Annotated in this window: 22 protein-coding genes; 3 read left to right on the top strand and 19 right to left on the bottom strand. The window is 66.5% G+C overall.

The window, feature by feature from the left end:
• Positions 1-16 precede the first annotated feature (16 nt).
• The 7 genes from Q9R30_RS05055 to Q9R30_RS05025 all read right to left on the bottom strand — a co-directional run bounded on the left by Q9R30_RS05055 (position 17) and on the right by Q9R30_RS05025 (position 4,905).
• Positions 17-898: an SseB family protein gene (locus Q9R30_RS05055; protein WP_311216946.1), complete on the bottom strand. Its 882-nt coding sequence runs from the start codon at positions 896-898 to the stop codon at positions 17-19.
• A 10-nt stretch (positions 899-908) separates the two neighbouring features.
• Positions 909-1,655, bottom strand: coding sequence for a bifunctional 1-(5-phosphoribosyl)-5-((5-phosphoribosylamino)methylideneamino)imidazole-4-carboxamide isomerase/phosphoribosylanthranilate isomerase PriA (priA, locus tag Q9R30_RS05050; RefSeq protein ID WP_104997426.1), 747 nt, complete (start codon positions 1,653-1,655; stop codon positions 909-911).
• A gap of 40 nt (positions 1,656-1,695) precedes the next feature.
• Positions 1,696-1,854: a hypothetical protein gene (locus Q9R30_RS05045; RefSeq protein WP_311216945.1), complete on the bottom strand. Its 159-nt coding sequence runs from the start codon at positions 1,852-1,854 to the stop codon at positions 1,696-1,698.
• Complete coding sequence (gene hisH / locus Q9R30_RS05040) at positions 1,855-2,643, bottom strand: imidazole glycerol phosphate synthase subunit HisH (protein ID WP_311216944.1); 789 nt, start codon at positions 2,641-2,643, stop codon at positions 1,855-1,857.
• Positions 2,640-3,266: an imidazoleglycerol-phosphate dehydratase HisB gene (hisB, locus tag Q9R30_RS05035; protein ID WP_066274905.1), complete on the bottom strand. Its 627-nt coding sequence runs from the start codon at positions 3,264-3,266 to the stop codon at positions 2,640-2,642. The genes hisH and hisB overlap by 4 nt, the downstream gene beginning before the upstream one ends.
• A gap of 59 nt (positions 3,267-3,325) precedes the next feature.
• Positions 3,326-4,444 (bottom strand): histidinol-phosphate transaminase, encoded by a 1,119-nt coding sequence (locus Q9R30_RS05030; RefSeq protein ID WP_104997423.1) that lies wholly within the window; start codon positions 4,442-4,444, stop codon positions 3,326-3,328.
• Positions 4,445-4,548: 104 nt separating this feature from the next.
• Entirely contained in the window at positions 4,549-4,905 is a 357-nt protein-coding gene (locus Q9R30_RS05025; RefSeq protein ID WP_104999682.1) for a LysM peptidoglycan-binding domain-containing protein, read from the bottom strand.
• Between the two features lie 385 nt (positions 4,906-5,290).
• Between Q9R30_RS05025 and lexA the strand changes: the two genes are divergently transcribed.
• Positions 5,291-6,025, top strand: a complete 735-nt coding sequence (gene lexA / locus Q9R30_RS05020; RefSeq protein ID WP_104997422.1) for a transcriptional repressor LexA — start codon at positions 5,291-5,293, stop codon at positions 6,023-6,025.
• A 33-nt stretch (positions 6,026-6,058) separates the two neighbouring features.
• On the opposite strand, the gene Q9R30_RS05015 is transcribed toward lexA, so the two are convergent.
• Positions 6,059-8,116, bottom strand: a complete 2,058-nt coding sequence (locus Q9R30_RS05015) for an ATP-dependent DNA helicase (RefSeq protein WP_311216943.1) — start codon at positions 8,114-8,116, stop codon at positions 6,059-6,061.
• Entirely contained in the window at positions 8,109-9,692 is a 1,584-nt protein-coding gene (hflX, locus tag Q9R30_RS05010; RefSeq protein WP_104997420.1) for a GTPase HflX, read from the bottom strand. The genes Q9R30_RS05015 and hflX overlap by 8 nt, the downstream gene beginning before the upstream one ends.
• A gap of 447 nt (positions 9,693-10,139) precedes the next feature.
• On the opposite strand from hflX, the gene Q9R30_RS05005 reads away from it, so the two are divergent.
• A complete protein-coding gene (locus tag Q9R30_RS05005; RefSeq protein WP_104997419.1) occupies positions 10,140-10,763 on the top strand; it encodes a class I SAM-dependent methyltransferase in 624 nt (207 codons plus the stop codon).
• On the opposite strand, the gene dapF is transcribed toward Q9R30_RS05005, so the two are convergent.
• The 6 genes from dapF to Q9R30_RS04975 form a co-directional block, all read right to left on the bottom strand.
• Positions 10,735-11,679, bottom strand: a complete 945-nt coding sequence (gene dapF / locus Q9R30_RS05000) for a diaminopimelate epimerase (protein WP_104997418.1) — start codon at positions 11,677-11,679, stop codon at positions 10,735-10,737. The genes Q9R30_RS05005 and dapF overlap by 29 nt on opposite strands.
• 32 nt (positions 11,680-11,711) lie before the next feature.
• Complete coding sequence (gene miaA / locus Q9R30_RS04995) at positions 11,712-12,620, bottom strand: tRNA (adenosine(37)-N6)-dimethylallyltransferase MiaA (protein WP_311216942.1); 909 nt, start codon at positions 12,618-12,620, stop codon at positions 11,712-11,714.
• Positions 12,621-12,623: 3 nt separating this feature from the next.
• Positions 12,624-14,183 carry a tRNA (N6-isopentenyl adenosine(37)-C2)-methylthiotransferase MiaB gene (gene miaB / locus Q9R30_RS04990; RefSeq protein WP_311216941.1) on the bottom strand — a complete coding sequence of 520 codons (1,560 nt, stop codon included), beginning with the start codon at positions 14,181-14,183 and terminating at the stop codon, positions 12,624-12,626.
• An 18-nt stretch (positions 14,184-14,201) separates the two neighbouring features.
• The gene (locus Q9R30_RS04985) at positions 14,202-14,693 is read right to left on the bottom strand and encodes a regulatory protein RecX (protein WP_311216940.1); all 492 of its coding nucleotides are present in this window, start codon (positions 14,691-14,693) and stop codon (positions 14,202-14,204) included.
• A 135-nt stretch (positions 14,694-14,828) separates the two neighbouring features.
• Entirely contained in the window at positions 14,829-15,884 is a 1,056-nt protein-coding gene (gene recA, locus Q9R30_RS04980) for a recombinase RecA (protein WP_066274884.1), read from the bottom strand.
• 190 nt (positions 15,885-16,074) lie between these two features.
• A complete protein-coding gene (locus tag Q9R30_RS04975) occupies positions 16,075-16,299 on the bottom strand; it encodes a DUF3046 domain-containing protein (RefSeq protein ID WP_104997415.1) in 225 nt (74 codons plus the stop codon).
• 39 nt (positions 16,300-16,338) lie between these two features.
• Between Q9R30_RS04975 and Q9R30_RS04970 the strand changes: the two genes are divergently transcribed.
• Positions 16,339-16,872 carry a MarR family winged helix-turn-helix transcriptional regulator gene (locus Q9R30_RS04970; protein ID WP_104997414.1) on the top strand — a complete coding sequence of 178 codons (534 nt, stop codon included), beginning with the start codon at positions 16,339-16,341 and terminating at the stop codon, positions 16,870-16,872.
• 77 nt (positions 16,873-16,949) lie between these two features.
• Here Q9R30_RS04970 and Q9R30_RS04965 read toward each other — a convergent pair whose 3' ends face one another.
• The 4 genes from Q9R30_RS04965 to Q9R30_RS04950 all read right to left on the bottom strand — a co-directional run bounded on the left by Q9R30_RS04965 (position 16,950) and on the right by Q9R30_RS04950 (position 21,625).
• Positions 16,950-17,402, bottom strand: coding sequence for a helix-turn-helix domain-containing protein (locus Q9R30_RS04965; RefSeq protein WP_043793869.1), 453 nt, complete (start codon positions 17,400-17,402; stop codon positions 16,950-16,952).
• Between the two features lie 166 nt (positions 17,403-17,568).
• Positions 17,569-18,048: a CinA family protein gene (locus tag Q9R30_RS04960; protein WP_104997413.1), complete on the bottom strand. Its 480-nt coding sequence runs from the start codon at positions 18,046-18,048 to the stop codon at positions 17,569-17,571.
• The gene (pgsA, locus tag Q9R30_RS04955; protein WP_311216939.1) at positions 18,045-18,689 is read right to left on the bottom strand and encodes a CDP-diacylglycerol--glycerol-3-phosphate 3-phosphatidyltransferase; all 645 of its coding nucleotides are present in this window, start codon (positions 18,687-18,689) and stop codon (positions 18,045-18,047) included. Before pgsA ends, Q9R30_RS04960 begins: the two co-directional genes overlap by 4 nt.
• Positions 18,690-18,712: 23 nt before the next feature.
• Positions 18,713-21,625, bottom strand: coding sequence for a DNA translocase FtsK (locus Q9R30_RS04950; RefSeq protein ID WP_311216938.1), 2,913 nt, complete (start codon positions 21,623-21,625; stop codon positions 18,713-18,715).
• Positions 21,626-21,643 lie beyond the last annotated feature (18 nt).

Raw genomic sequence — 21,643 nt, 5'->3', positions numbered from 1 at the left:
CCCCGCCTCGCTGCGGCTAGCGTTCTGCGCGCCTCAACTTGACCTCGATCGAGTCGACGCGCTCCCCAAACAATACATTCCGCGACCACTCCGACTGGAGGCCTGCTACGAGGTTCTGCACCCCGGCCGCATCAAGTCCGTCTTCGAGGTAAAGCACCACCTGCAGTTCCGGCCCTGCGCCGCCGCCTGCGGCCATGGTCCCATCGGCGGCCAGGGCGGCCACTCCCCTGCCCGGCGCCAGCTCGAGGTTCCGGACGGCGGGAAAACCTGCAGCGGCCCGGCCCATCTCCTCCGCGAGCTCTTCGTCCCTGTACGACGGGACCCACCCGTGCTGCTGCGCCAGGGCCCAGACCGCGGGCCGCCGCACCACAAACGTGAACCCGGAGCCCGGATCGAGGACCAGCAGTTCGGCGCCTTCGGCGACGGCGGAGAGCGCCGCGCGGGCCGCATACACGGCAACCGGCCTGGCCTCGGGGTGCCAGGCGGCCAGGGCCGCCGTTGAAGTGAAGGCGGGCATGGCTGTCCTGCCGTCGGCAGCCTTGAGGGTGACCAGGGCCATGTCCGCCTGTTTGTCGGCGTTCAGGCCGTGCGCTCCTTCCGCTTCCTCGGCGAGCCGGGCCACGATGGGGATGAATACGCGGGCGGTGGCCAGCGAAGCCACCACGCCGGCTTCGTCCCCCGTTCCTTTCCGCAAGGCCGCAACTGCGGCGAGGTAGGCCTCGCTGGCCGTTCCGTCGTCGTTCTCGAAGTTGTGGATTTTGGCATCGTCACCGGCCAGGCTTCGGCCTGCCCAGGGCCGGCCTGCAGAATCGGCACCGCCGCCGGCGCCCGCCAGCGCCGCAGCGATGTGCCCCGGCAGCTGGCGCGGGGACGGGGCGCCTAATTCGTTGCTGGCCATGCCGGGACGTTTAGCGGCGGCCGGCGACGTCGAGCGCTTCGGGCAGCGTGAAGGCTCCGGCGTAGAGGGCCTTGCCCACGATGGCGCCTTCAACGCCCAAGGGAACCAACGAGCGCAGGACACGGAGGTCGTCGAGGCTGGAGATGCCGCCCGAAGCAACCACCGGCTTGCCGGTCTTTTCCACCATCTGGCGCAGGAGTTCCACGTTGGGTCCCTGCAGGGTGCCGTCTTTGGTCACGTCCGTGACCACGTAGCGGCTGCAGCCGGCGTCCTCAAGACGGCCCAGGACATCCCAGAGGTCCCCGCCTTCCTTGGTCCAGCCGCGGCCGGACAGCGTGGTGCCGCGGACATCCAGCCCGACGGCGATTTTGTCGCCAAAGCGCTCGATTGCCCGGCGCGTCCAATCGGGATTCTCCAGCGCGGCGGTTCCCAGGTTCACGCGGGCAACGCCAAGGTCCAGGGCCGCTTCCAGGGTTTCGTCATCACGGAGGCCGCCGGAGAGTTCCACCTTGATGTCCAGCCGGCCCACCACTTCGCGGAGCAGTTCCGCGTTGGAGCCGCGTCCGAATGCGGCATCGAGGTCCACGAGGTGCACCCATTCGGCACCCTGCTGCTGCCAGTTCAGCGCTGCTTCCAGCGGGGTTCCGTAGCTGGTCTCACTGCCCGCTTCCCCCTGGACCAGCCGGACGGCCTGGCCGTTGACGACGTCGACGGCGGGCAGCAGTTCAAGAACCGGCAGGTCGGTTGCGGAGGTCATGTCAATCCTTCGGGTCGGGGTCAGTATTGCCAGCCGGCGGTCAGTTGCCCGGCAGCGTCAGCAGGTAGGCAGCGAGCAGCGACATGCACGCCAAAACGTAAAACGAAATCTGGGTCCAGAGCGGCTTGTGCTGCTGCCTGAAGGACAGGGCACCGCCGACCAGCAGGCCGGCCAGCCCCATCAGGACGATCGACCACATCTAGGCGGCGCCGTCTTCCGTTGAAGGGGCGCCGTCTTCCGTTGAAGGGGCGCCCGCGGGGACCGGGCCGCCAGGAGCCGGCTTTTTGAGGTTCTGCACCCAGTTGCGCAGGAGCCGGGCGCCGGCGTCACCGGACTTCTCCGGGTGGAACTGGGTGGCGCACAGCGGACCGTTTTCGACCGCTGCTATGAACGGCCCGCCGTGCTCGGACCAGGTGACCAGGGGTGCGGCCATGCGCGGCTGCACAACATCGAAGTTCCACTCCTGCACCCCGTATGAGTGCACGAAGTAGAACCGCTCGTTTTCGACGCCGGCGAACAGCTTGGATCCCTCGGGCACCTTCACGGTGTTCCAGCCCATGTGCGGCACCACGTCGGCCGGCAGGAGCTCCACCTTGCCTGGCCATTCGCCGATGCCCTCCGCCTCCGTGCCGTGTTCGACGCCCGCCTCAAAAAGCACCTGGAGACCCACGCAGATCCCCAGCACCGGCCGGCCGCCGGCCACCCGCCTGCCGATAAGGCGGATGCCGTCCACGGCTTTGAGCTCCCGCATCACCGTTTCGAAGGCACCGACGCCGGGAACCACCAGGCCGTCGGCGTTCAGGACGTCCTCGGGCTTGGAGCTCAGGATGACTTCCGCGCCGGCGCGTTCAAGGGCTCGCACCGCGGACCGGACGTTGCCGGAACCGTAGTCCAGGACCGTGACGGTGGGCTTGCCTTCGGGCGAGGGGAGTTTCCGGGAGGCCGAGGGATCGACGATTGCGCCGTCCTGCAGGACCTGCCCGCTCACAGCGCACCCTTCGTGGAGGGGATTCCTTCAACGCGCGGATCGGGCTCAACTGCTGCGCGAAGTGCCCGGGCGAAGGCCTTGAACTGGGCTTCGACAATGTGGTGGGGATCCCGGCCCGCGATGACGTTCATGTGCAGGCAGATGCCGGCGTGCAGGGTGATCGCTTCGAAGACGTGGCGGGTGAGGGATCCGGTGAAGTGGCCGCCAATCAGGTGGTATTCCTGGCCGGCAGGCTCGCCGCCGTGCACCAGGTAGGGCCGCCCGGAGACGTCGACGACGGCGTGGGCCAGCGCTTCGTCCAGGGGAACGGTGGCTTCTCCAAACCGGCGGATCCCGGCTTTGTTCCCCAGGGCGGTGCGCAGCACTTCACCGAAGGTGATGGCAACGTCCTCCACCGTGTGGTGGACATCGATGTGGATGTCACCTGTGGCTTTGACGGTCATGTCGATCAGGGAGTGCTTGCAGAGCGCCGTGAGCATGTGGTCGTAGAACGGCACCGAGGTGTCGATGTCCGAGGTGCCGGTACCGTCGAGGTTGATTTCCACGAGCACAGAGGACTCACTGGTGGCACGTTCCATGCGCGCGGTGCGGGCCGCAGCAACATTCGATCCGGTGGTACTCATGCTTGGGTCCTTTTGGGCAGAAGGGGTGGTTCGGGGCGTCCAGCGCCGGTACTCCCAGTCTAGGCGGGAAGCTTGGCCTGGCTGGCAAGGATGCTTTCAAGGCAGGTGAGGAAAGCTGTGGTTTCGGTCTCAGTTCCGGCAGTGACGCGGAGATGGCCGGGGATTCCCACATCCCGGACCAGCACACCCGCATCCAGCAGTTCCTGCCACACCTGATGGGGGTTCTCCAGGCCGCCGAAAAACACATAGTTGGAGTCTGAGGCGGCAGGCTTGAGGCCCATCCTCAGCAGCTCGGAAACAATGCGGTCCCGCTGCTTCTTGATGTCCTCCACATCCGCCATCAGCGTCTCGCGGTGCTGGAGGGCGGCGAGGGCGGTGGCCTGGGTGATGGCCGAAAGGTGGTACGGGAGACGGACGAGCCGCAGCGCGTCGGTTACTTCGGGGGCCGCAGCCATGTAGCCGAGGCGGGCGCCGGCCAGCGCGAACGCCTTGCTCATGGTCCTCGAGACGATCAGCCGTTCCCGCCCCGGCAGCAGCGTCAACGCACTGGGCGTTCCGTCGTGTGCAAACTCGTGGTAAGCCTCATCGACGATGACGATGGACTGGCTTTCTTCGCCGGCCTCGTAGACGGCTTCCACCACGTCCAGCCCGAGGCCGGTTCCCGTGGGGTTATTGGGTGAACACAGGAAGACGATGTTGGGCTGCAGCTCCTTGACCTGCCGCGCCGCCGATTCGGCGCTGAGTCCGTAATCGCCGGCACGCTCACCCACAATGTATTCCGTGTCCGTTCCGCTGGCCAGCAGGGGATACATGGAGTACGTGGGAGGGAATCCGAGCGCTGTACGTCCCGGCCCGCCGAAGGCCTGGAGTATCTGCTGAAGTACTTCGTTGGAGCCATTGGCCGCCCAAAGGTTGGATTCATCCAGCCCGTGCCCCAGGTACTCCGCCAACGCCTTTCGCAGCTCCGTGAATTCCCGGTCCGGGTATCGATTGAGTCCCGCTGCCGCATCGGATACCGCGGCGGTAATGGCTGCCCTGACGTCAGCCGGGACCCCGTGGGTGTTTTCATTCACGTTCAGGAGGATTGGAACGTCCAGCTGGGGCGCGCCATAGGGAGTAAGCCCGCGAAGGTTGCTGCGGAGGGGAAGCCGGTTCAGGCGCTCTAGCTGGTCATTCACCTGAACAGTTTAGTGCCAGCGCCGGACACCGGAAAATGTGACGGTTTCCTGTTCGCTCCCGCATGCTGCGCCCTCACGCCCGTGGAGAGGCAAAATGCCGGGCCCTAACTTGCAGGCACGAACAATTGCTGGCCGGGAAAGACCGCGCCGGCAGGGAGGTTGTTCAGCTGCACGATGTCCGCGACGACGTCCCGCGGGTCGCGCTCCGGCGAGACGCTGGCGGCGATACCCCACAACGACTCGCCTGGCTGGACCGTCACGGCGACAGTGGGCGTCGTTGCAAGATCCGTCGCGGACTCCGACGCCTTGGCCGGGGCATTGAAAAAGCCTGCCAGGGAGAAGAGCAGCGCAGCCAGCAGGACCAGCGGAATGCCGATTAGCACGATGCGACCGCGACGGGTCAGCCGAAGCGGCGGAAGAGGCGCAGGCCGCCCGGCCAGACGATTGTCCGACTGGGACATGATTTGCTGCACCGAAAGCAGCTGTTGGCGTGAACCCCGCGTAACAGATGTACCTGACATGATCTGAGCCCTCCTGGACCGTACTGTGCTGCCCGGACGTCCTTCCCGCCGCCCCCGGCCGGACGTATTCCGGCGCGGTCTTCGAAGGACCAGGGCAGTCAGTAGAACATATATTCGAACTTTGCTTTCTCTGTTTTAGCACCTATCAACGAACATTGTCGAGACTCGCTAGAACAAATGTTTGAAAAAGCAATGCGGCTGGCCTAGCTTTGAACCAAAGAACAACCACCCGGACAGTCGATCAGCAGGGTCTGACATTCAAGGGCGGGACCTTCCAGGGCCTGGCCATGGAACGGACCGGCGGAACCGAAAGGCATTGGCGAACATGGCAGCAGCAGCCGCCGGGGGCAGGGCAACCGCGCAACCGAAGAGGACCGCCAAGGGCCTGACTCCACGGCAGAAGAAAATCCTCGAAACCATCCAGCGCTCGGTCAACGAGAACGGGTACCCGCCGTCCATGCGGGAGATCGGCGACACCGTGGGGCTGGCGAGCCTTTCGAGCGTCACGCACCAGCTCTCCCAGCTTGAGAAGCTTGGCTACCTCCGCCGCGACCCCAAGCGGCCCCGGGCCATGGAAGTCCTCATGCCCCTGACCCTGGACGGCGGAGCCGCAAAGCCGGCCAGCCAGGCGTCCGCCGTGCGTTCACCCGGTACAGCGACTGTCACCGAACTGCCCACCGCCCTGGACACGGCAATGGTCCCCCTGGTGGGCCGGATCGCCGCAGGCGGCCCCATCCTTGCCGACCAGCTGGTGGAGGATGTCATGCCGCTCCCCAGGCAACTGGTGGGCCAGGGGGAACTGTTCATGCTTCGGGTAGCCGGGGATTCCATGGTGGATGCGGCCATCTGCGACGGCGACTGGGTTGTGGTCCGCCGCCAGCAGGATGCCGCCAACGGGGACATTGTGGCCGCGCTCCTGGATGACGAAGCCACCGTCAAGACATTCCGCCAGCGCGACGGCCACACGTGGCTGCTGCCGCAGAACACCCAGTACGAACCCATCCTCGGGGACCACGCCACCATCATGGGCAAGGTTGTGTCCGTACTCCGCTCGCTGTAGCCGGGAAACTCCGCCCGCCGCAGCGAGGCGGGCTCAGGCGTTTTCCCGGGCCAGCCGTTCCAGGGCTGCGATCGCCGTCTTCCGGTCTGTTGTGGACCAGAAGGGCGGCAGCGCCCCGCGGAGGAACCCGGCATAGCGCTCGGTGGCCAACCGGGAGTCCAGCACGGCCACCACTCCCCTGTCGCCCGTGGAACGGATCAGCCGGCCGGCCCCCTGGGCGAGCCGGATCGCGGCGTGCGTGGCCGAAACCGACATGAAGCCGTTTCCACCGGCCTGTGCTACCGCCCGTGAGCGCGCCGTCATGAGGGGATCGTCCGGCCGCGGAAACGGAATGCGGTCTATCACCACCAGCCGGCACGAGCCGCCGGGGACGTCCACGCCCTGCCAGAGGGACATGGTCCCGAACAGGCAGGTATCGGGCTCGTCGGCGAACTGCTTTACCAGGGCGGTCATGGTGGAGTCACCCTGGCAGAGGACCGTCATTCCCAGCTTGGGGCGAAGCGCCTCGGCCGCTTCCTCTGCCGCACGCCGGGACGAGAACAGGCACAGTGCCCCGCCACCGGATGCACGGATCAGGGCTTCCAGTTCGTCCAGCGCTTCCGGGGAGGCGCCCCGGCCGGGCTTCGGCAGGTGCCCGGCAACGTAGAGGATGCCCTGCTTCGGGTAGTCGAAGGGCGATCCCACGTCAACGCCGGTCCAGCTGGGGGCGCCGTCGCCCACCAGGCCCAGTCCGCCCGCTGCAGGCTCGAATGCGGAACCGATGGCCAGCGTCGCGGAGGTCAGCACCACCGTGTGGCCGGCGAAGAGCCCCTCACGCAGCCTTCCGGCAACGGACAGCGGCGCAATGTTGATCAACGCCGGAGCGGTCTCGTCCGGCTGGGAGAATCCCTGCGCAGGATCAAAGGAGCTGGCACGGGAAAACCACACCACTTCGCGGTTCTCCCGGGCTGCCAGGAGCCGTTCACAAAGTTCCAGGATGAGCAGCAGCCGGGACCGCGCAAGCTGCCTGCCGCCGTCGGCCGTGGCGCTGCTGTCCCCCTTTGAATCCGAGAGGGCAGCGCGGCAGGCGTCCCGCAGCTGGTCCACGCAGTCCAGCTGTTCATCGTTGAGCCCGTTCGGGAGCAGCCCGTTGGGTACGCCTGCCAGGGCAAGCTCCAAGTTGGCGGCTGCGGCGTTCAACGCATCAACCGTGATGGCCGTGTGCTTCCGCGCACCGGCGGCAGCAGCGTGGACCATGGCCACCGAGAGCTGGCCGGAGACCGCCCCGGTGACCCTGTCCTGCAGTTCATGGGCCTCATCCACCACCACCACGTCATACTCGGGCAGGACGGCCAGGCCTTCGAACGCGCTGACAGCGAGCATCGCGTGGTTGGTGACCACAACATCCGCTTCAGCAGCATCCTGGCGCGCCAGTTCGCTGAAGCATTCCGCAGCCATGGGGCACTTCTGGGCGCCCAGGCACTCCATGGAGGTCACCGAAACCTGCCGCCAGGCACGGTCCGTGACGCCCGGCAGGAGTTCATCCCGGTCGCCCGTGTGGGTCTTTTCAGCCCATTCCCGGAGCCGCACCACCTCCTTGCCAAGCTGGGACGAGGGGCCGCCCACGGCTGCTGCGAAATGCGGGACGCTGGTGTCCTCGCCCAGGCTGAACAGCTGGCCCTCGGACGGCTCCTCACTGGGGAAGCCGCCTTCCAGCTTGTGCCGGCAGACGTAGTTGGAGCGGCCCTTGACCAGGGCCACTTTGACGGGCCTGTCCAGGGCGGGCGTGATCGCCTTGAGCAGCCGGGGCAGGTCCCTGCCCACAATCTGCGTCTGGAGGGCCAGGGTGGCCGTTGACACCAGGGCGGGCTTGTTGCTCTGCAGGGCGTGCGCGATCAGGGGGATGAGGTAGGCCAGGGACTTGCCGGTGCCGGTCCCCGCCTGGACCAGCAGGTGGTCCCCCGATTCAATGGCGCGGGCCACCTGCCTGGCCATCTCGTGCTGGCCGGCACGGCTTTGCCCGCCCATGCCGGCCACGGCCCGGTCGAGCAGTTCGATCACGAACTGCTCGCCGGCCGTTTCCGTGGCTTCTCCCGCCACGGCCTCAGTCATTGCTGACGAAAGGTTCCAGTTCAGCCGCGAAGCCTTCCCGGACCATCACGACGGCCCTGGTTCCGGCTTCAACGTGGTCGACGCTGATGATCTCGGCGTCGGAGTCGTGAAGCTTGCTGAGCAGGTCTCCGCGGTCGTACGGGATAAGCAGTTCCAGCTTGACGCTGGGCCGGGGAATGGCGTCGCTGATTGCCTTCAGCAGCTCGCCGATGCCTTCCCCCGTACGGGCCGAGACCACCACGTGCCGGGGCTCGCGCTGCTTGAGCCGTTCCACCACGAACGGATCAGCGGCATCGGCTTTGTTGAGCACGATGATTTCGGGCACCTTGCGGGCATCCACCTCGCTGAAGACCTTGCGGACTGCGGCGATCTGCCCCTCGGGATCCGGGTGCGAAACGTCCACCACGTGCAGGATCAGGTCCGCGTCGGCGACTTCCTCGAGCGTGGAGCGGAACGCTTCCACCAGCTGGGTTGGCAGCGAACGGACGAACCCCACGGTGTCGGCAAGGGTATAGCCCAGGCCATCCGCGGTTTCCGCTTTGCGGACGGTGGGATCCAGGGTGGCGAACAGGGCGTTCTCCACCAGGACTCCGGCGTCGGTCAGGCGGTTCAGCAGGGAGGACTTGCCCGCGTTGGTGTACCCGGCAATCGCTACGGACGGCACGGCATTACGACGGCGGTTGGCCCGTTTGGTCTCGCGGGCCGGCTTCATCGCGGCGATCTCCCGCCGCAGCTTGGCCATCCGTGTACGGATCCGGCGGCGGTCCAGCTCGATCTTTGTCTCACCGGGACCACGTGAACCCATGCCGGCAGCCGCGCTGCCCACCTGGCCACCGGCCTGGCGGGACATCGACTCACCCCAGCCCCGCAGGCGCGGCAGGAGGTACTCCAGCTGGGCCAGCTCCACCTGGGCTTTGCCTTCGCGGCTCTTGGCGTGCTGGGCAAAGATGTCCAGGATCAGGGCCGTCCGGTCGATGACCTTGACCTTGACGATGTCCTCCAGGCCCCGGCGCTGGGAGGGCGCGAGCTCGGCATCCACCACCACGGTGTCAGCGCCGGTGGACATCACGATGTCCCGGAGCTCCAGGGCCTTGCCCGAGCCGAGGAACGTTCCAGGATCCGGCTTGTCGCGCCGCTGGACGAGCCCGTCCAAAACCTCGGAGCCGGCAGTCTCCGCGAGGGCTGCGAGCTCCCGCAGCGAGTTCTCGGCGTCGGCCAGGGTCCCCTCGGACCAGAGCCCGGCCAGGACCACGCGTTCAAGGCGCAGCTGCCGGTACTCGACCTCGGTAACGTCTTCCAGTTCGGTGGAAAGCCCTGCCGTGCGGCGCAGGGCGCGGCGTTCCTCAAGGTCCTGCTGGTCGCCGTCGTACGTTGTGTGTTCTTCGTCCAGGCGGGAAATCGCCTGGGCTTTGCCGAGCATTGCCTTCCCGTCCCGGCCCTCCTCGCCGCCGCTTGGCACGCTGAGTTTCCTGGCCGGTACGTCCTTGGAGAGAATCCGGTCGATGACAGCTTGGATTTCCGCAGGACTCATGTCCTGGGCGGCTGGATCTGATCCGGTGTTGGGCTGGCTGGTCATGGTCTCCTTTGAAGATTCGGCAGTTCCAGAATAGTGCCGAATGCCGGTGATTGGTGAAGTATTCGCGCTGGGCTGACGGCCTGCGGTCATCCAAGCCTCCTGGCTTGTTGGGCCGGGCGCTGCAGGAGGCGGCGCCGGCGGAGAGGCCACGACTCAGATTCGTGGCGGAAACGGGAACAGCCGGAAACGGCGGGAAGACCAGCGGGAGGCGGAGCTTCGAGTGTTGTCCGGCGACCGGCAAACGGATATACGTTTGGTCCGGTGCACGCAGCGGAAGGGAGAAAACCTGCATCGCTGGGTGGGACAGGCTGCCACATGGGGACAGGCTTCGGGACGGGCTGTGCCCGTCCCGGCTACTCGAAGATCAGGAACATGCCCTCCAGCCTAGCAGAGGGCCGTCCCCGGCAGTTTCCCTTTACGCTGCAAGGCGAACTACTCTGGCCAGTTATGGAGTCCGCACATTATTTCAGCGCAACACCCGCCGGCCCTTTTACCCGCAAGCCGCTGGCTGTCGAACTCGCGGGGCAGACGCGCAGGCTGCAGACTTCCACCGGCATCTTCAGCCCGGACGGTATCGACAAGGGAACCGCCATCCTCCTCGCCGAAGTCCCGGCACCCGCGCCGCAGGGAAACCTGCTGGACATCGGCTGCGGATGGGGCCCGATTGCCCTGACCATGGGCCTGAAGTCGCCCTCTGCCCGGGTCTACGCAGTGGACGTCAACGAACGCTGCATCACGCTGACGAACGAGAACGCTGCGGCGCTGGGACTCGCCAACGTCACGGCCAGTACCCCTGACGCGGTGGACCCGGAGGTGCGCTTTGACACCATCTGGTCCAACCCGCCTATCCGGATCGGCAAGGACGAGCTCCATTCGCTCCTCAAGCTGTGGCTGCCCCGGCTGGCGCCTGGCGGTACGGCGTGGCTGGTGGTGCAGAAGAATCTTGGGGCCGACTCGCTGCAGCGCTGGCTTGCTGCGGAGCTGGACGAATCATTCAGCGTCAGCCGGGAATCAACGTCCAAGTCCTTCCGGATCCTGAAGGTCAGGAAAGCGTCCCGGTTGCCACAATAACTGCCGGGCCGCTCAGCTCAACATGTTCATGGCCCGCCGGGCCGGCAAAGAACTTGACGCCAACCACGCCGCCAGGCACCTGGACGCGCCAGGTGTCGGGGGCCTCCGCACCAGCCCAGTGCCGAATGGCCACTGCCGCTGCGCAGGCCCCGGTCCCGCACGACTGGGTCTCCCCCACCCCGCGTTCGTGCACGCGCATGGTGACTGTGCCGACGCCGTCGTGCACCAGGGGTTCTGATGGAACCACGAACTCTACGTTGGTCCCGTGGGACGGGACGGGGTCGACCACGGGCGCTGTGAACAGGCGGGTCGCCGTGAGTTCCGACAGCTCCGCCAGGGCAACGACGGTGTGGGGGTTGCCCATGCTGACGGAGAGGGCAGGCCGGGGAACTTCCAGGCCTTCTGCAGTGACCAGTGAATCCATCGCCTTGGCTGTGGCTTCCCCGGGGAAAATGAACTCCCAGGGCCCCATGTCCACGGCGTAGTCTTCGCCCGTCCGCACCACGGTCTTGACGCCGGCGCGCGTGCCGATGGTGAGGGCCCCGCCGTCGGGCAGGTCGATGAGCCCCTCCAAGCGGAGGAAGTGGACGAAGACGCGGACGCCGTTGCCGCACATCTCGGACAATGAGCCGTCACCGTTGCGGTAGTCCATGAACCATTCGGCGTCCGGGGTGGCGGCGAGCAGCTCACGGCCCTCCGGCAGGAAACGCGACGGGACGGCACGGATCAGCCCGTCGCCGCCGATCCCGCGGTGCCGGTCGCACAGCGCTGCAGCGTCCTGGGCGGATATGGTCAGGACGCCCTCGGGATCGGCCACCAGGACAAAGTCGTTGCCGGTGCCGTGTCCCTTGGAAAAGCGGAGCCCGCTCAGGGTGCGGAAGGCCGGCTCGGTGGTTTCTGCGAGGGTTGCGTCCATGTTTCCAAGGGTACCGGCCGGGCGGGGCAGCCCTAAATACGCGGTCCTTCGCACAGCGCTGCCGCCTTGGCCACCAACGTTGGGTCCTGCCACTCCAGCCAGGAGATGCGGGGATCGGCACGGAACCAGGTGAGCTGGCGCCGTGCGAACTGCCGGGTGGCCACGATGGTTTCTTCCGCCGCCTCCGCTACGGTCGACGCGCCGTCGATGACCCGGAGGAACTGGGCGTAGCCAAGCGCGCGGGACGCGGTTTTCCCCTGGCGCAGCCCTTGGTTGTCCAGCCGTTGGACTTCGGCCAGCAGGCCGTCGTCCACCATCCGGTGCACGCGGCGGGCTAGCCGGTCGCGGAGCACGTCCCGGTCCACTGCCAGGCCCACCTGGACGGCCGGCTGGACGTACTCGCGCTGCGGCATGAAGGAACTGAACGGCCGGCCGGTGAGCCGGTAGACCTCCAGCGCACGGATGATGCGCCGGGCGTCGGACAACCTTCCGGCCGAGACCGGGTCCACTTCGCGCAGGCGCTCCAGCAGCACCGCCTGCCCGTCCTCCGCGAGCTCAGCCTCCAGTTGTTGGCGCACCAGCGGATCTGTTCCGGGAAATTCAAGGACATCCAGTGCGGCCCGCACATACAGGCCCGAGCCGCCGGCCAGGATGGCGCGCTTACCGCGGGCGTGGATGTCCGCGATCAGGGTGCGCGCCTGCTGCTGGAACCGGGACACGCTGGCTTCCTCGGTCACGTCCATGATGTCCAGCAGGTGGTGGGGCACTCCCCTGCGTTCGGCCTGGGTGATTTTTGCCGTGCCGATGTCCATGCCGCGGTAGAACTGCATGGCATCGGCGTTGATGACTTCGCCGTCAAGTTCCAGTGCAAGATTGACGGCGAGGTCGGACTTGCCGGAACCGGTGGGACCGACGACGGCGATGACAGGCGGGGAGCCCACCGGTCAGCGGGTGCGGACGGGCAGCGAGGGCATGCCCAGCGAGACGCCCTTGCCGCCTGTACCGGCACCCGGCGCGGGGGCCCCGCAGGAATCAGCCTGGGACCTGTCCCAGGCATCGCCGGCCCGGGAGCGGCGCAGGCTGTAATCCTCCCGGGTGGGATCGGCCACGAGGTGGAAGGCGGCGGCCTCGGTGATGGTGACAGTGACAAGATCTCCCGGACGCGGAGCCTGGGCGCCCTCGGGGACGGAGAAGTGCACCAGCCGCTGGTCCTGGGAGCGGCCGGACAGCCGGTGGGTTTCCCCGGCTTTCCGCCCGGACTGCGCAGTGACCATGACCTCAACCCTGCGGCCCAGCTGGCGCCGGTTTTCCTCTGCCGCGATCCTGTCCTGGAGGGCGGTAAGGCGTTCAAAGCGTTCCTGAACCACGGCCTTGGGCAACTGGTCCGGCAGGTCTGCAGCCGGGGTGCCGGGACGCTTGGAGTACTGGAAGGTAAAGGCGGTGGCGAAGCGGGACTTCTCCACCACGTCCAGGGTGGCCTGGAAATCCTCTTCCGTCTCACCCGGGAAACCGACGATGATGTCGGTGGAGATGGCGGCGTGGGGAATTTTTTCCCGCACCTTGTCCAGGATGCCAAGGAACTTTGTGGACCTGTAGGAGCGCCGCATGTCCCGCAGGACCTTGTCCGAGCCGGACTGCAGCGGCATGTGCAGCTGCGGCATGACGTTGGGGGTCTCGGCCATGGCGTCGATGACGTCGTCGGTGAACGCGGCGGGGTGCGGGCTGGTGAAGCGGACGCGTTCCAGGCCTTCGATATCGCCGCAGGCCCGGAGGAGTTTGGAGAAGGCCTGCCGGTCGCCGAACTCGACGCCGTAGGAGTTGACGTTCTGGCCGAGGAGGGTGACTTCAATGGCGCCGTCGTCCACGAGGGCCTGGATTTCGGCCAGGATGTCGCCGGGCCGGCGGTCTTTCTCTTTTCCGCGGAGGGCGGGCACGATGCAGAAGGTGCAGGTGTTGTTGCAGCCTACGGAGATCGATACCCAGCCTGAGTAGACGGAATCCCGTTTGGTGGGAAGCGTCGAAGGGAAGACGTCCAGCGACTCAAGGATTTCAAGCTGGGCCTCGTTGTTGTGCCGCGCGCGGTCCAGCAGGGCGGGCAGGGCGCCAACATTGTGCGTGCCGAAGACGGCGTCCACCCAGGGCGCCTTTTTCAGGATGGTTTCCCGGTCCTTCTGGGCGAGGCAGCCGCCCACCGCAATCTGCATGCCGGGGTTGGCCGCCTTCACCGGAGCGAGGATCCCCAGGTTCCCGTAGAGCTTGTTGTCCGCGTTTTCGCGCACTGCGCAGGTGTTGAACACCACGACGTCGGCCTGCTCACCCTCCGCCGGTACGTACCCGGCGTCCTCGAGCATGCCTGCCATGCGCTCTGAGTCATGGACGTTCATCTGGCAGCCGAAGGTGCGCACCTGGTAGGTGCGTGGCTTCTGGGCAGCCGCTTGCGGAGCGCCGGCGGCCGCTGTGGAGGTGCCGGCACCGGAAAAGGGGGAAGGGATGGTCAAACTCACCTGTTAAGGGTACCGGTTTTACCGTTCGCCACTGTCTGCCGCGGCCCGGGACTCCAGGACGTCATTGACGATCCGGAATGCCTGGGACGGCTGGTACCCCTTGCGGGCGAGCATGGAGGCCAGCCGGCGTGCAACCTTGTCCCGTTCCGCCCTGTCCTGGAGATCCATCCCGGGGCGGAGCTTCCGCTCAACGAGCTGCCTTGCTGCGGCTTCTTCATCCGCGTCCGACAACTGTTCCAGGGCGGCGGCGGCAGTATCCTGGTCGATGCCTTTCTCTGCCAGCTCGCGCCGGAGGGCGCCCTTTGCCAGTTTCCGCGACTGGGCGCGGCTCCGGACCCACATGTCGGCGAATTCGGCATCGTTGATCAGGCGGGCTTCCTGGAACTTATCCAGCACGGCCTCGGCGACGTCTTCCGGGACGTTCCGCTCCGCAAGCTTCCGTGCGAGCTGAAGCCTGCTCTTGGCTGACGCGGTCAGCTGCCGGTAGACGATGGACTGCGCAACCGACACGGGATCAGGCTCGGCGTCCCCTGCAACGGGAGAGTCCGGCGCCGGGCCGTCCTGGAGGTCATCGGCAGACGAAGCGGCGCGCCGCCCGCCGGCTCTGGACCGGCGGGGGCGCGCACTTTCAGGGCTGGTCAACGGTTAGAACCCGTCAACGGCCTTCAGCTTCGGGGAATCCTTGGACTCGGGCTCTGCAGGCTTGACGCCAACACCAAGCTTTTCCTTGATCAGGCGCTCGAGTTCGGCGGCCAGCTCAGGGTTGTCGCGCAGGAACCGGCGCGAGTTCTCCATGCCCTGGCCCAGCTGGTCGCCATCATAGGTGAACCAGGAGCCGGACTTCTTGATGATGCCGTGCTCCACGCCCATGTCAATGATGCCGCCCTCGCGGGAGATGCCCTGGCCGTAAATGATGTCGAACTCGGCCACCTTGAAGGGCGGGGCCATCTTGTTCTTGACGATCTTCGCCTTGGTCCGGTTACCGACCGAATCCGCGCCTTCCTTGAGGGTCTGGATGCGGCGCACGTCGATACGGATGGAGGCGTAGAACTTCAGTGCCTTACCGCCGGTGGTGGTTTCCGGGGATCCGAAGAAGACACCGATCTTTTCACGGAGCTGGTTGATGAAGATTGCGGTGGTCTTGGTCTGGCTCAGGCGGCCGGTGATCTTGCGCAGGGCCTGGCTCATGAGGCGTGCCTGCAGGCCCACGTGGCTGTCGCCCATGTCGCCTTCGATTTCGGCACGGGGCACCAGCGCCGCGACGGAGTCGATCACGATGACGTCCAGGGAGCCTGAACCCACCAGCATGTCCATGATTTCGAGGGCCTGCTCGCCGGTATCCGGCTGGGACACCAGGAGGGCGTCCGTGTCCACGCCGAGCTTGGCGGCGTACTCAGGATCGAGGGCGTGCTCGGCGTCGATGAAGGCAGCGATGCCGCCCAGGCGCTGGGCATTGGCCACTGCGTGCAGGGCAACGGTGGTTTTACCGGAAGATTCCGGGCCGTAGATTTCAACGACGCGGCCCCGGGGCAGGCCGCCAATTCCCAGTGCAACGTCCAGGGCGATGGAGCCGGTGGGGATGACCTCGATGGGGGCCCGGACTTCATCGCCGAGCCGCATGACTGAGCCTTTACCGAACTGCTTGTCGATCTGGGCCAGCGCTGCTTCGAGCGCTTTTGCACGATCCGGGGCTGCCGCCATGGTTCACACCTCTAATGCTTTCTCGCTTTGGAGTGGCCTCAGCGGCCGTTTATTGGTCATCTCTGACGCTAATGGGACCCACTGACATTCCGGCCGGCTAACGGCGGCTATGTGGATAACCCGCTAGGAAAAGCATAGCTTTACCCGAACAGGTATTCGAACAGGAGCACGGCGTGTCAGGAGAATCAGGCTAGTTGGTGCGGGGCTTGAGATCCCGCCCCAGCCGGCGCTCGGCAGGGACGTCCTGCACGTCGCAGACAGCCAGCCACACCTTGCGGGGTTCCACGCCGGCAGCCAGCGCCTGGTCCGCAGTGCGCCCGCCCACCCCGGCGAGCACAAGCGTGCTGCTGAGGACCCGCGAGTACCCGGCGCCGAATTCGTCGTCCATGAGCCGCCAATAATCGCTGATTCGCACCAGAAAAGTCTCTCACGGCCGCACCCTAGAATTGTTGCCATGAGCAGCTCCCCCGACGTTCCCTCCCTGCAAGGCCGCCACGACGAAGCCACCGTGGACGCCGCGTTGCAGAACGTGGAGCACCAGATCAGCCTCTTCTGGCGGCGCGCCCGGGCCATCTCCAACCAGCTCTCCCGCCAGGTCCATCCGGACATGGAGCCGGCCGCCTATGGCCTGCTGACGGTAATCCGCCGGGAGGGCCCGATCAGGCTCACCGACCTTGCCATGAACATTGGCGTGGGCAAGCCGTCCGTCAGCCGGCAGATCGCATTCCTGGAGAGCCTGGGACTCGTGTCCAAGGAGGCCGATCCGCTGGACGGACGCGCCCAGGCCATCCGGCTGACCCCCAAGGGGGAGGAAAAGATGCACCAGGTCCAGGATGCCCGGCGGCAGGTGTTCCGTGAACGCCTGGGGGAATGGCCGGTGGAGGACCTGGAAGAACTGGCCCGGTACATGGCCAAGCTGAACTCCACGTACGAACGTGACGGCTTCCCGAAGGACGGGCCGGCGGCCGCCTCTGCGGAAGACTCCTAGCAGGGACAACTGAAGCCCCCGGCAAGGCCGGGGGCTTCAGTGCGTCTTGTTTCCAGGGCCGCCTTAAGGCGCCGCCTTTACCGGGCGCCTGAAAGAAGGCCGGTGGAAAGTTCGTCGTTGAGTTCAGTGTTCAGGTCGCGCTCAAGGTCACGGCCATAACGCTGGGAGAACTCCTGCGGAACGGTGTCCGGAACGGCAACGCCTTCGGCAACTGCCACACGGTCGCTCACTTCGCGGAGCATGCTGGACAGCGGGACATCCAGCGCCGAGCAGATCGAAGAGAGGAGCTCGGATGACGCTTCCTTCTGGCCGCGCTCCACTTCACTGAGGTAACCCAGGGAGACACGGGCGCTGTGCGAAACTTCACGGAGCGTACGCCCCTGACGCTGGCGGACATCGCGCAGGACATCACCAATTTCGTGACGAAGTACAACCATCTTGCGCTCCTTCTGTTCGCTCTTAGCCTGATCGGCGAGGCCCACATCCTTCCAGCGGACAACGCCGTTTACGGATACGGGCTGCTTTACCATCTGTATCGCCTTGCTCCCTCATAGGTCAGGTCCGCGGTGGCGCGAACCGTCGTGGTCATTTCATCCTAGGCGCCTCCACTCTCCGGAAGCGACACAATGTAATAACTAATCGGTACCGGCTTTTGTTCCCGCCAACTTTACGTCCGGGTAACTTCAGCCGGCGGGGTCACTGGGACAGGGCCTCAAGAAGCCGTTCGAGGGCAGCTGCGCAGGCCTGTCCGCGGATTTCCGCTCGGTTGCCGGCGAAGGAATACTCGAAGGCTGCCGTCCCTGCAGCGGTGGCGATGCCGACATATACGGTTCCCACCGGCTTTCCGTCGTGTGCGTCCGGTCCCGCAACGCCGGTGGTGGAGACGCCGATGTCAGCGCCCAGGACTGTCCGGGCTCCGGCCGCCATGGCTGCGGCGACGCCGGGATCGACTGATCCGGCGCGGGCCAGCAACTCTGCCGGGACGTCCAGGACCGATTCCTTGACCGAGTTCTGGTAGGCAACCACCCCACCTTGCAGGATCCCGGAGGCGCCGGGCGTGTCGGCAAGGACCGCGGACACCATGCCGGCGGTCAGCGATTCTGCGGCGGCCACGGTGCGTCCCGTGTCGAGGGCTTTCCTGACTGCTTCCGCAGACAGATGGTGGAGGTTGGTCATGCCGGCTCCTGTCCTTTGCCGCTGCGCGCTTGCAGCTTTCCCTTCGCCCGAAGACGCAGTGCCTCAATCACGTACTGGACGCCGGTCCAGACAGTGATGGCCACGGCCGCCATCATGACGGCGAACGCCGCCCAAGCCAGCCATGGAGCGACAGCACCCAGCGGCAGGAGGTAGAGGAAGATGGCCGCAGTCTGCACGACAGTCTTGAGCTTTCCGCCCCGCGAAGCAGGGATGACGCCGTAGCGGATCACGAAGAAGCGCAGCGCGGTGATGCCCCACTCGCGGACCAGGATCACCAGCGTGGCCCACCAGGGAAGTTCGCCCAGCACCGAGAGCATCACCAGGGCGGAGCCGGTAAGGAGCTTATCTGCGATGGGATCGGCAATCTTGCCGAAGTCCGTCACCAGGTTCCGGCTCCTGGCGATATCTCCGTCGAGCTTGTCCGTATAGATGGCGACGGCGAACGCCGCTACCGCGGCCCACCGCCACGGCCCGGACACGCTCTGCAGCCCCGGCGCGTCCGCGATAAGGAACCACACGAAGAACGGGACCAGCGCGATGCGGATCATGGTCAGGATATTGGGAAGGTTCCAGACCCCGGCACGGCCTGGGCCGGCCGCGGTGGCATCGGTGCTAGTCACGTTCCTAGGCTACATTCTTTGGGCTAGCGCCCGGTGAGGGACCAGGCATCTTCGGAACCGTCCTCGTCGTCATAGCCGCCGGGCGGGGAATCCGAGCCGTCGTAATATTCCGCACTCTGCTTCCGCTGGTCGAGGTCCGCCGCCACGAGGTCTTCCGCGTATCCGCCCCGGGCGATGTTGGCGTTGGCGTTGTCGCTCAGGGCTGCGGTCTGCGAGTCCGGCGCAGCGGGTGCGTCCTGGCCCTTCATGGCCGCCAGGACGGGGGCAAGATCGTCCGGTTTCACCAGGACGTCACGTGCCTTGGACCCTTCGGACGGGCCCACCACGCCCCGGGATTCCAGCAGGTCCATGAGGCGCCCCGCCTTGGCGAAGCCGACGCGGAGCTTGCGCTGGAGCATCGAGGTGGAGCCGAACTGCGTGGTGACCACGAGCTCCGTCGCCTGCAGCAGGACCTCGAGGTCGTCCCCGATGTCGTCGTCGATCTGCTTCTTCGGCGCCTCGGCGGCGACGTCGTCGCGGTAGCTCGCCTGGAGCTGCCCCTTGACGTGCTCAACCACCTTGTGGATTTCGGACTCCGTGACCCAGGCGCCCTGGACGCGCATGGCTTTGGAGGCGCCCATCGGCAGGAACAGCGCGTCACCCTGGCCAATCAGCTTTTCGGCGCCCGGCTGGTCAAGGACAACGCGTGAATCCGTGACGGAGGAAGTGGCGAACGCCATGCGGGATGGAACGTTGGCCTTGATCAGGCCGGTGACGACGTCCACGGAAGGCCGTTGGGTGGCCAGGACCAGGTGGATGCCTGCCGCGCGGGCAAGCTGCGTGATGCGGACGATCGAGTCTTCGACGTCACGCGGGGCAACCATCATGAGGTCCGCGAGTTCGTCCACGATCACCAGCAGGTAGGGATACGGCCGGATGACGCGCTTGGAGTCCACCGGCGGCTGGACCTTACCGGCGCGGACTGCCTTGTTGAAGTCATCGATGTGCTTGAAGCCGTAGTTGGCGAGGTCGTCATACCGCGCGTCCATCTCCCGGACCACCCACTGCAGCGCCTCGGCTGCCTTCTTCGGGTTGGTGATGATGGGTGTGATCAGGTGCGGGACGCCCTCGTAGGCCGTGAGCTCCACCCGTTTGGGGTCCACCATGACCATACGCACTTCATCCGGGGTGGCGCGCATCAGGATGGATGTGATCATCGAGTTCACGAACGATGACTTGCCGGCACCGGTGGCGCCTGCCACGAGGAGGTGGGGCATCTTGGCGAGGTTGGCCACTACGTAGCCGCCTTCCACGTCCTTGCCCACGCCCATCACCATGGGGTGGTCCGTCCGGCGGGCGTTCTGGCTTCGCAGGACGTCGCCCAGCGAGACGGTCTCGCGGTCCGTATTCGGGATCTCGATGCCGATGGCCGACTTGCCCGGGATCGGGCTCAGGATTCGCACGTCACTTGAGGCTACGGCGTAGGAGATGTTCTTGGACAGCGCGGTGACGCGTTCCACCTTGGTTCCGGGGGCGAGTTCGATCTCGTACCTGGTAACCGTGGGGCCGCGGCTGAAGCCGGTAACGGTGGCGTCGACGTTGAACTGCTGGAGGGTGTCAGTCAGGGCAGCGACGACGGCGTCGTTGGCTTCCGTGCGCTCCTTGGGGATGGAGCCGGGCGTCAGGTAGTCCGATGCCGGGAGCGTGTACGTCACGTCGCCGGCGAGGGACAGCTGCTCGGTGCGCTGCGGGATGGGAACCGGCGGCGGGGCGGGCGCCACGGGGTTGGACGGCACCGTTGGCGCGGCCGCCGGCTTGGCAGCGGCTGCGGACATGCCGGGGGTGATCATGGGGATGGCTTCGGTTGCGTTCTCACCCGCGGCGGAGGGAGCACCCGCGCCCAGGCCCTGCGCGGCCTTAATCTTCTCGACGGCGATCTCCGCCTGCGTGGGCCGCCGGACTCCCGGCGCCGGGCGCGCCTCTGCGCTCCCCTTTGGGTCGTCGTCGTCGATCACCGCGTGCTCGAAGGCTTCGTCCCCTACGTAGCCCTCCAGTCCGGCGCCGGTGTCCTCCTGGTCCTTGCCGAAGAAGCGGCGCTTCTTCTTGGGGCCCCTGGACGCCGTGGCGGGCGAGGTCCGTTCCAGGTAGCTGCGGTCGTGGGCGTCCCGGTCCTGGTCATCCAGCAGGTCAATGCCCATGAGGTGCTCGTAGCCGGTGCGCAGGCGGCGCGGAATCGCGGTGAACGGAGTAGCCGTAATGATCAGCAGGGAAATGAAGGCCAGCAGCGAGTAGAGCACCAGTGGAACGGCAGCATGGATCGCGGCCAGCGGCGATGCGGCGAGGAAACCGAGCATGCCGCCGGCCTGGCGGAGGCCGTCGAACCCCTGGGCCACCGTGGGCTGGCCGCCCAGCACGTGGGCAAGCCCGCAGCCGGCGAACGTCATGATGAGGAAGCCGATGCCCACCCGGTTGTTGCCCCGGCCGTCGGACGGCTGGCGGAAGAGCCGGAACGCGCAGACAAAAAGCATCAGCGGAAGAAGCAGCGAAATCCACCCGAAGGTGCCGTTGACCACGGCGTACACCGCGTCCGGGAACCAGCCGGTGAGGCCCCACCAGGCGAAGGTGGCAATAAAGATGCCCAGGGCCAGGTTGAACAGGGCTGCGCCGTCACGGCGTTCTTCCGCGGGGAGGTCGCTGACGTCGTGGCCGATCCGCCGCACGCCTCCGCCCACCAGGTGGCCCACTCCCAGCCAGGCTCCGCCCACCACGCGCAGCAACCACGGCTGGTGGTGCTCGACGGCGGGAAGCTGGCGGGTGCGCGCGGTGCTGGAGGAGCCGCCGGCACGCCCGGATTTGGCGGCCGTGGAGCCTGAACCGCGGCCGGAGGAGCTGCCGGTTTTGCTTCCGGCGCTGCCCCTGCTGGAGCCATTGGGCGCGGACGTAGTACGAGTGGCCATACCAGCCACGGTACCCGA

The organism is Arthrobacter sp. AB6, assembly GCF_031844545.1.
Lineage (GTDB): Bacteria > Actinomycetota > Actinomycetes > Actinomycetales > Micrococcaceae > Arthrobacter.
This window is presented reverse-complemented; position numbering and strand designations above follow the sequence as displayed.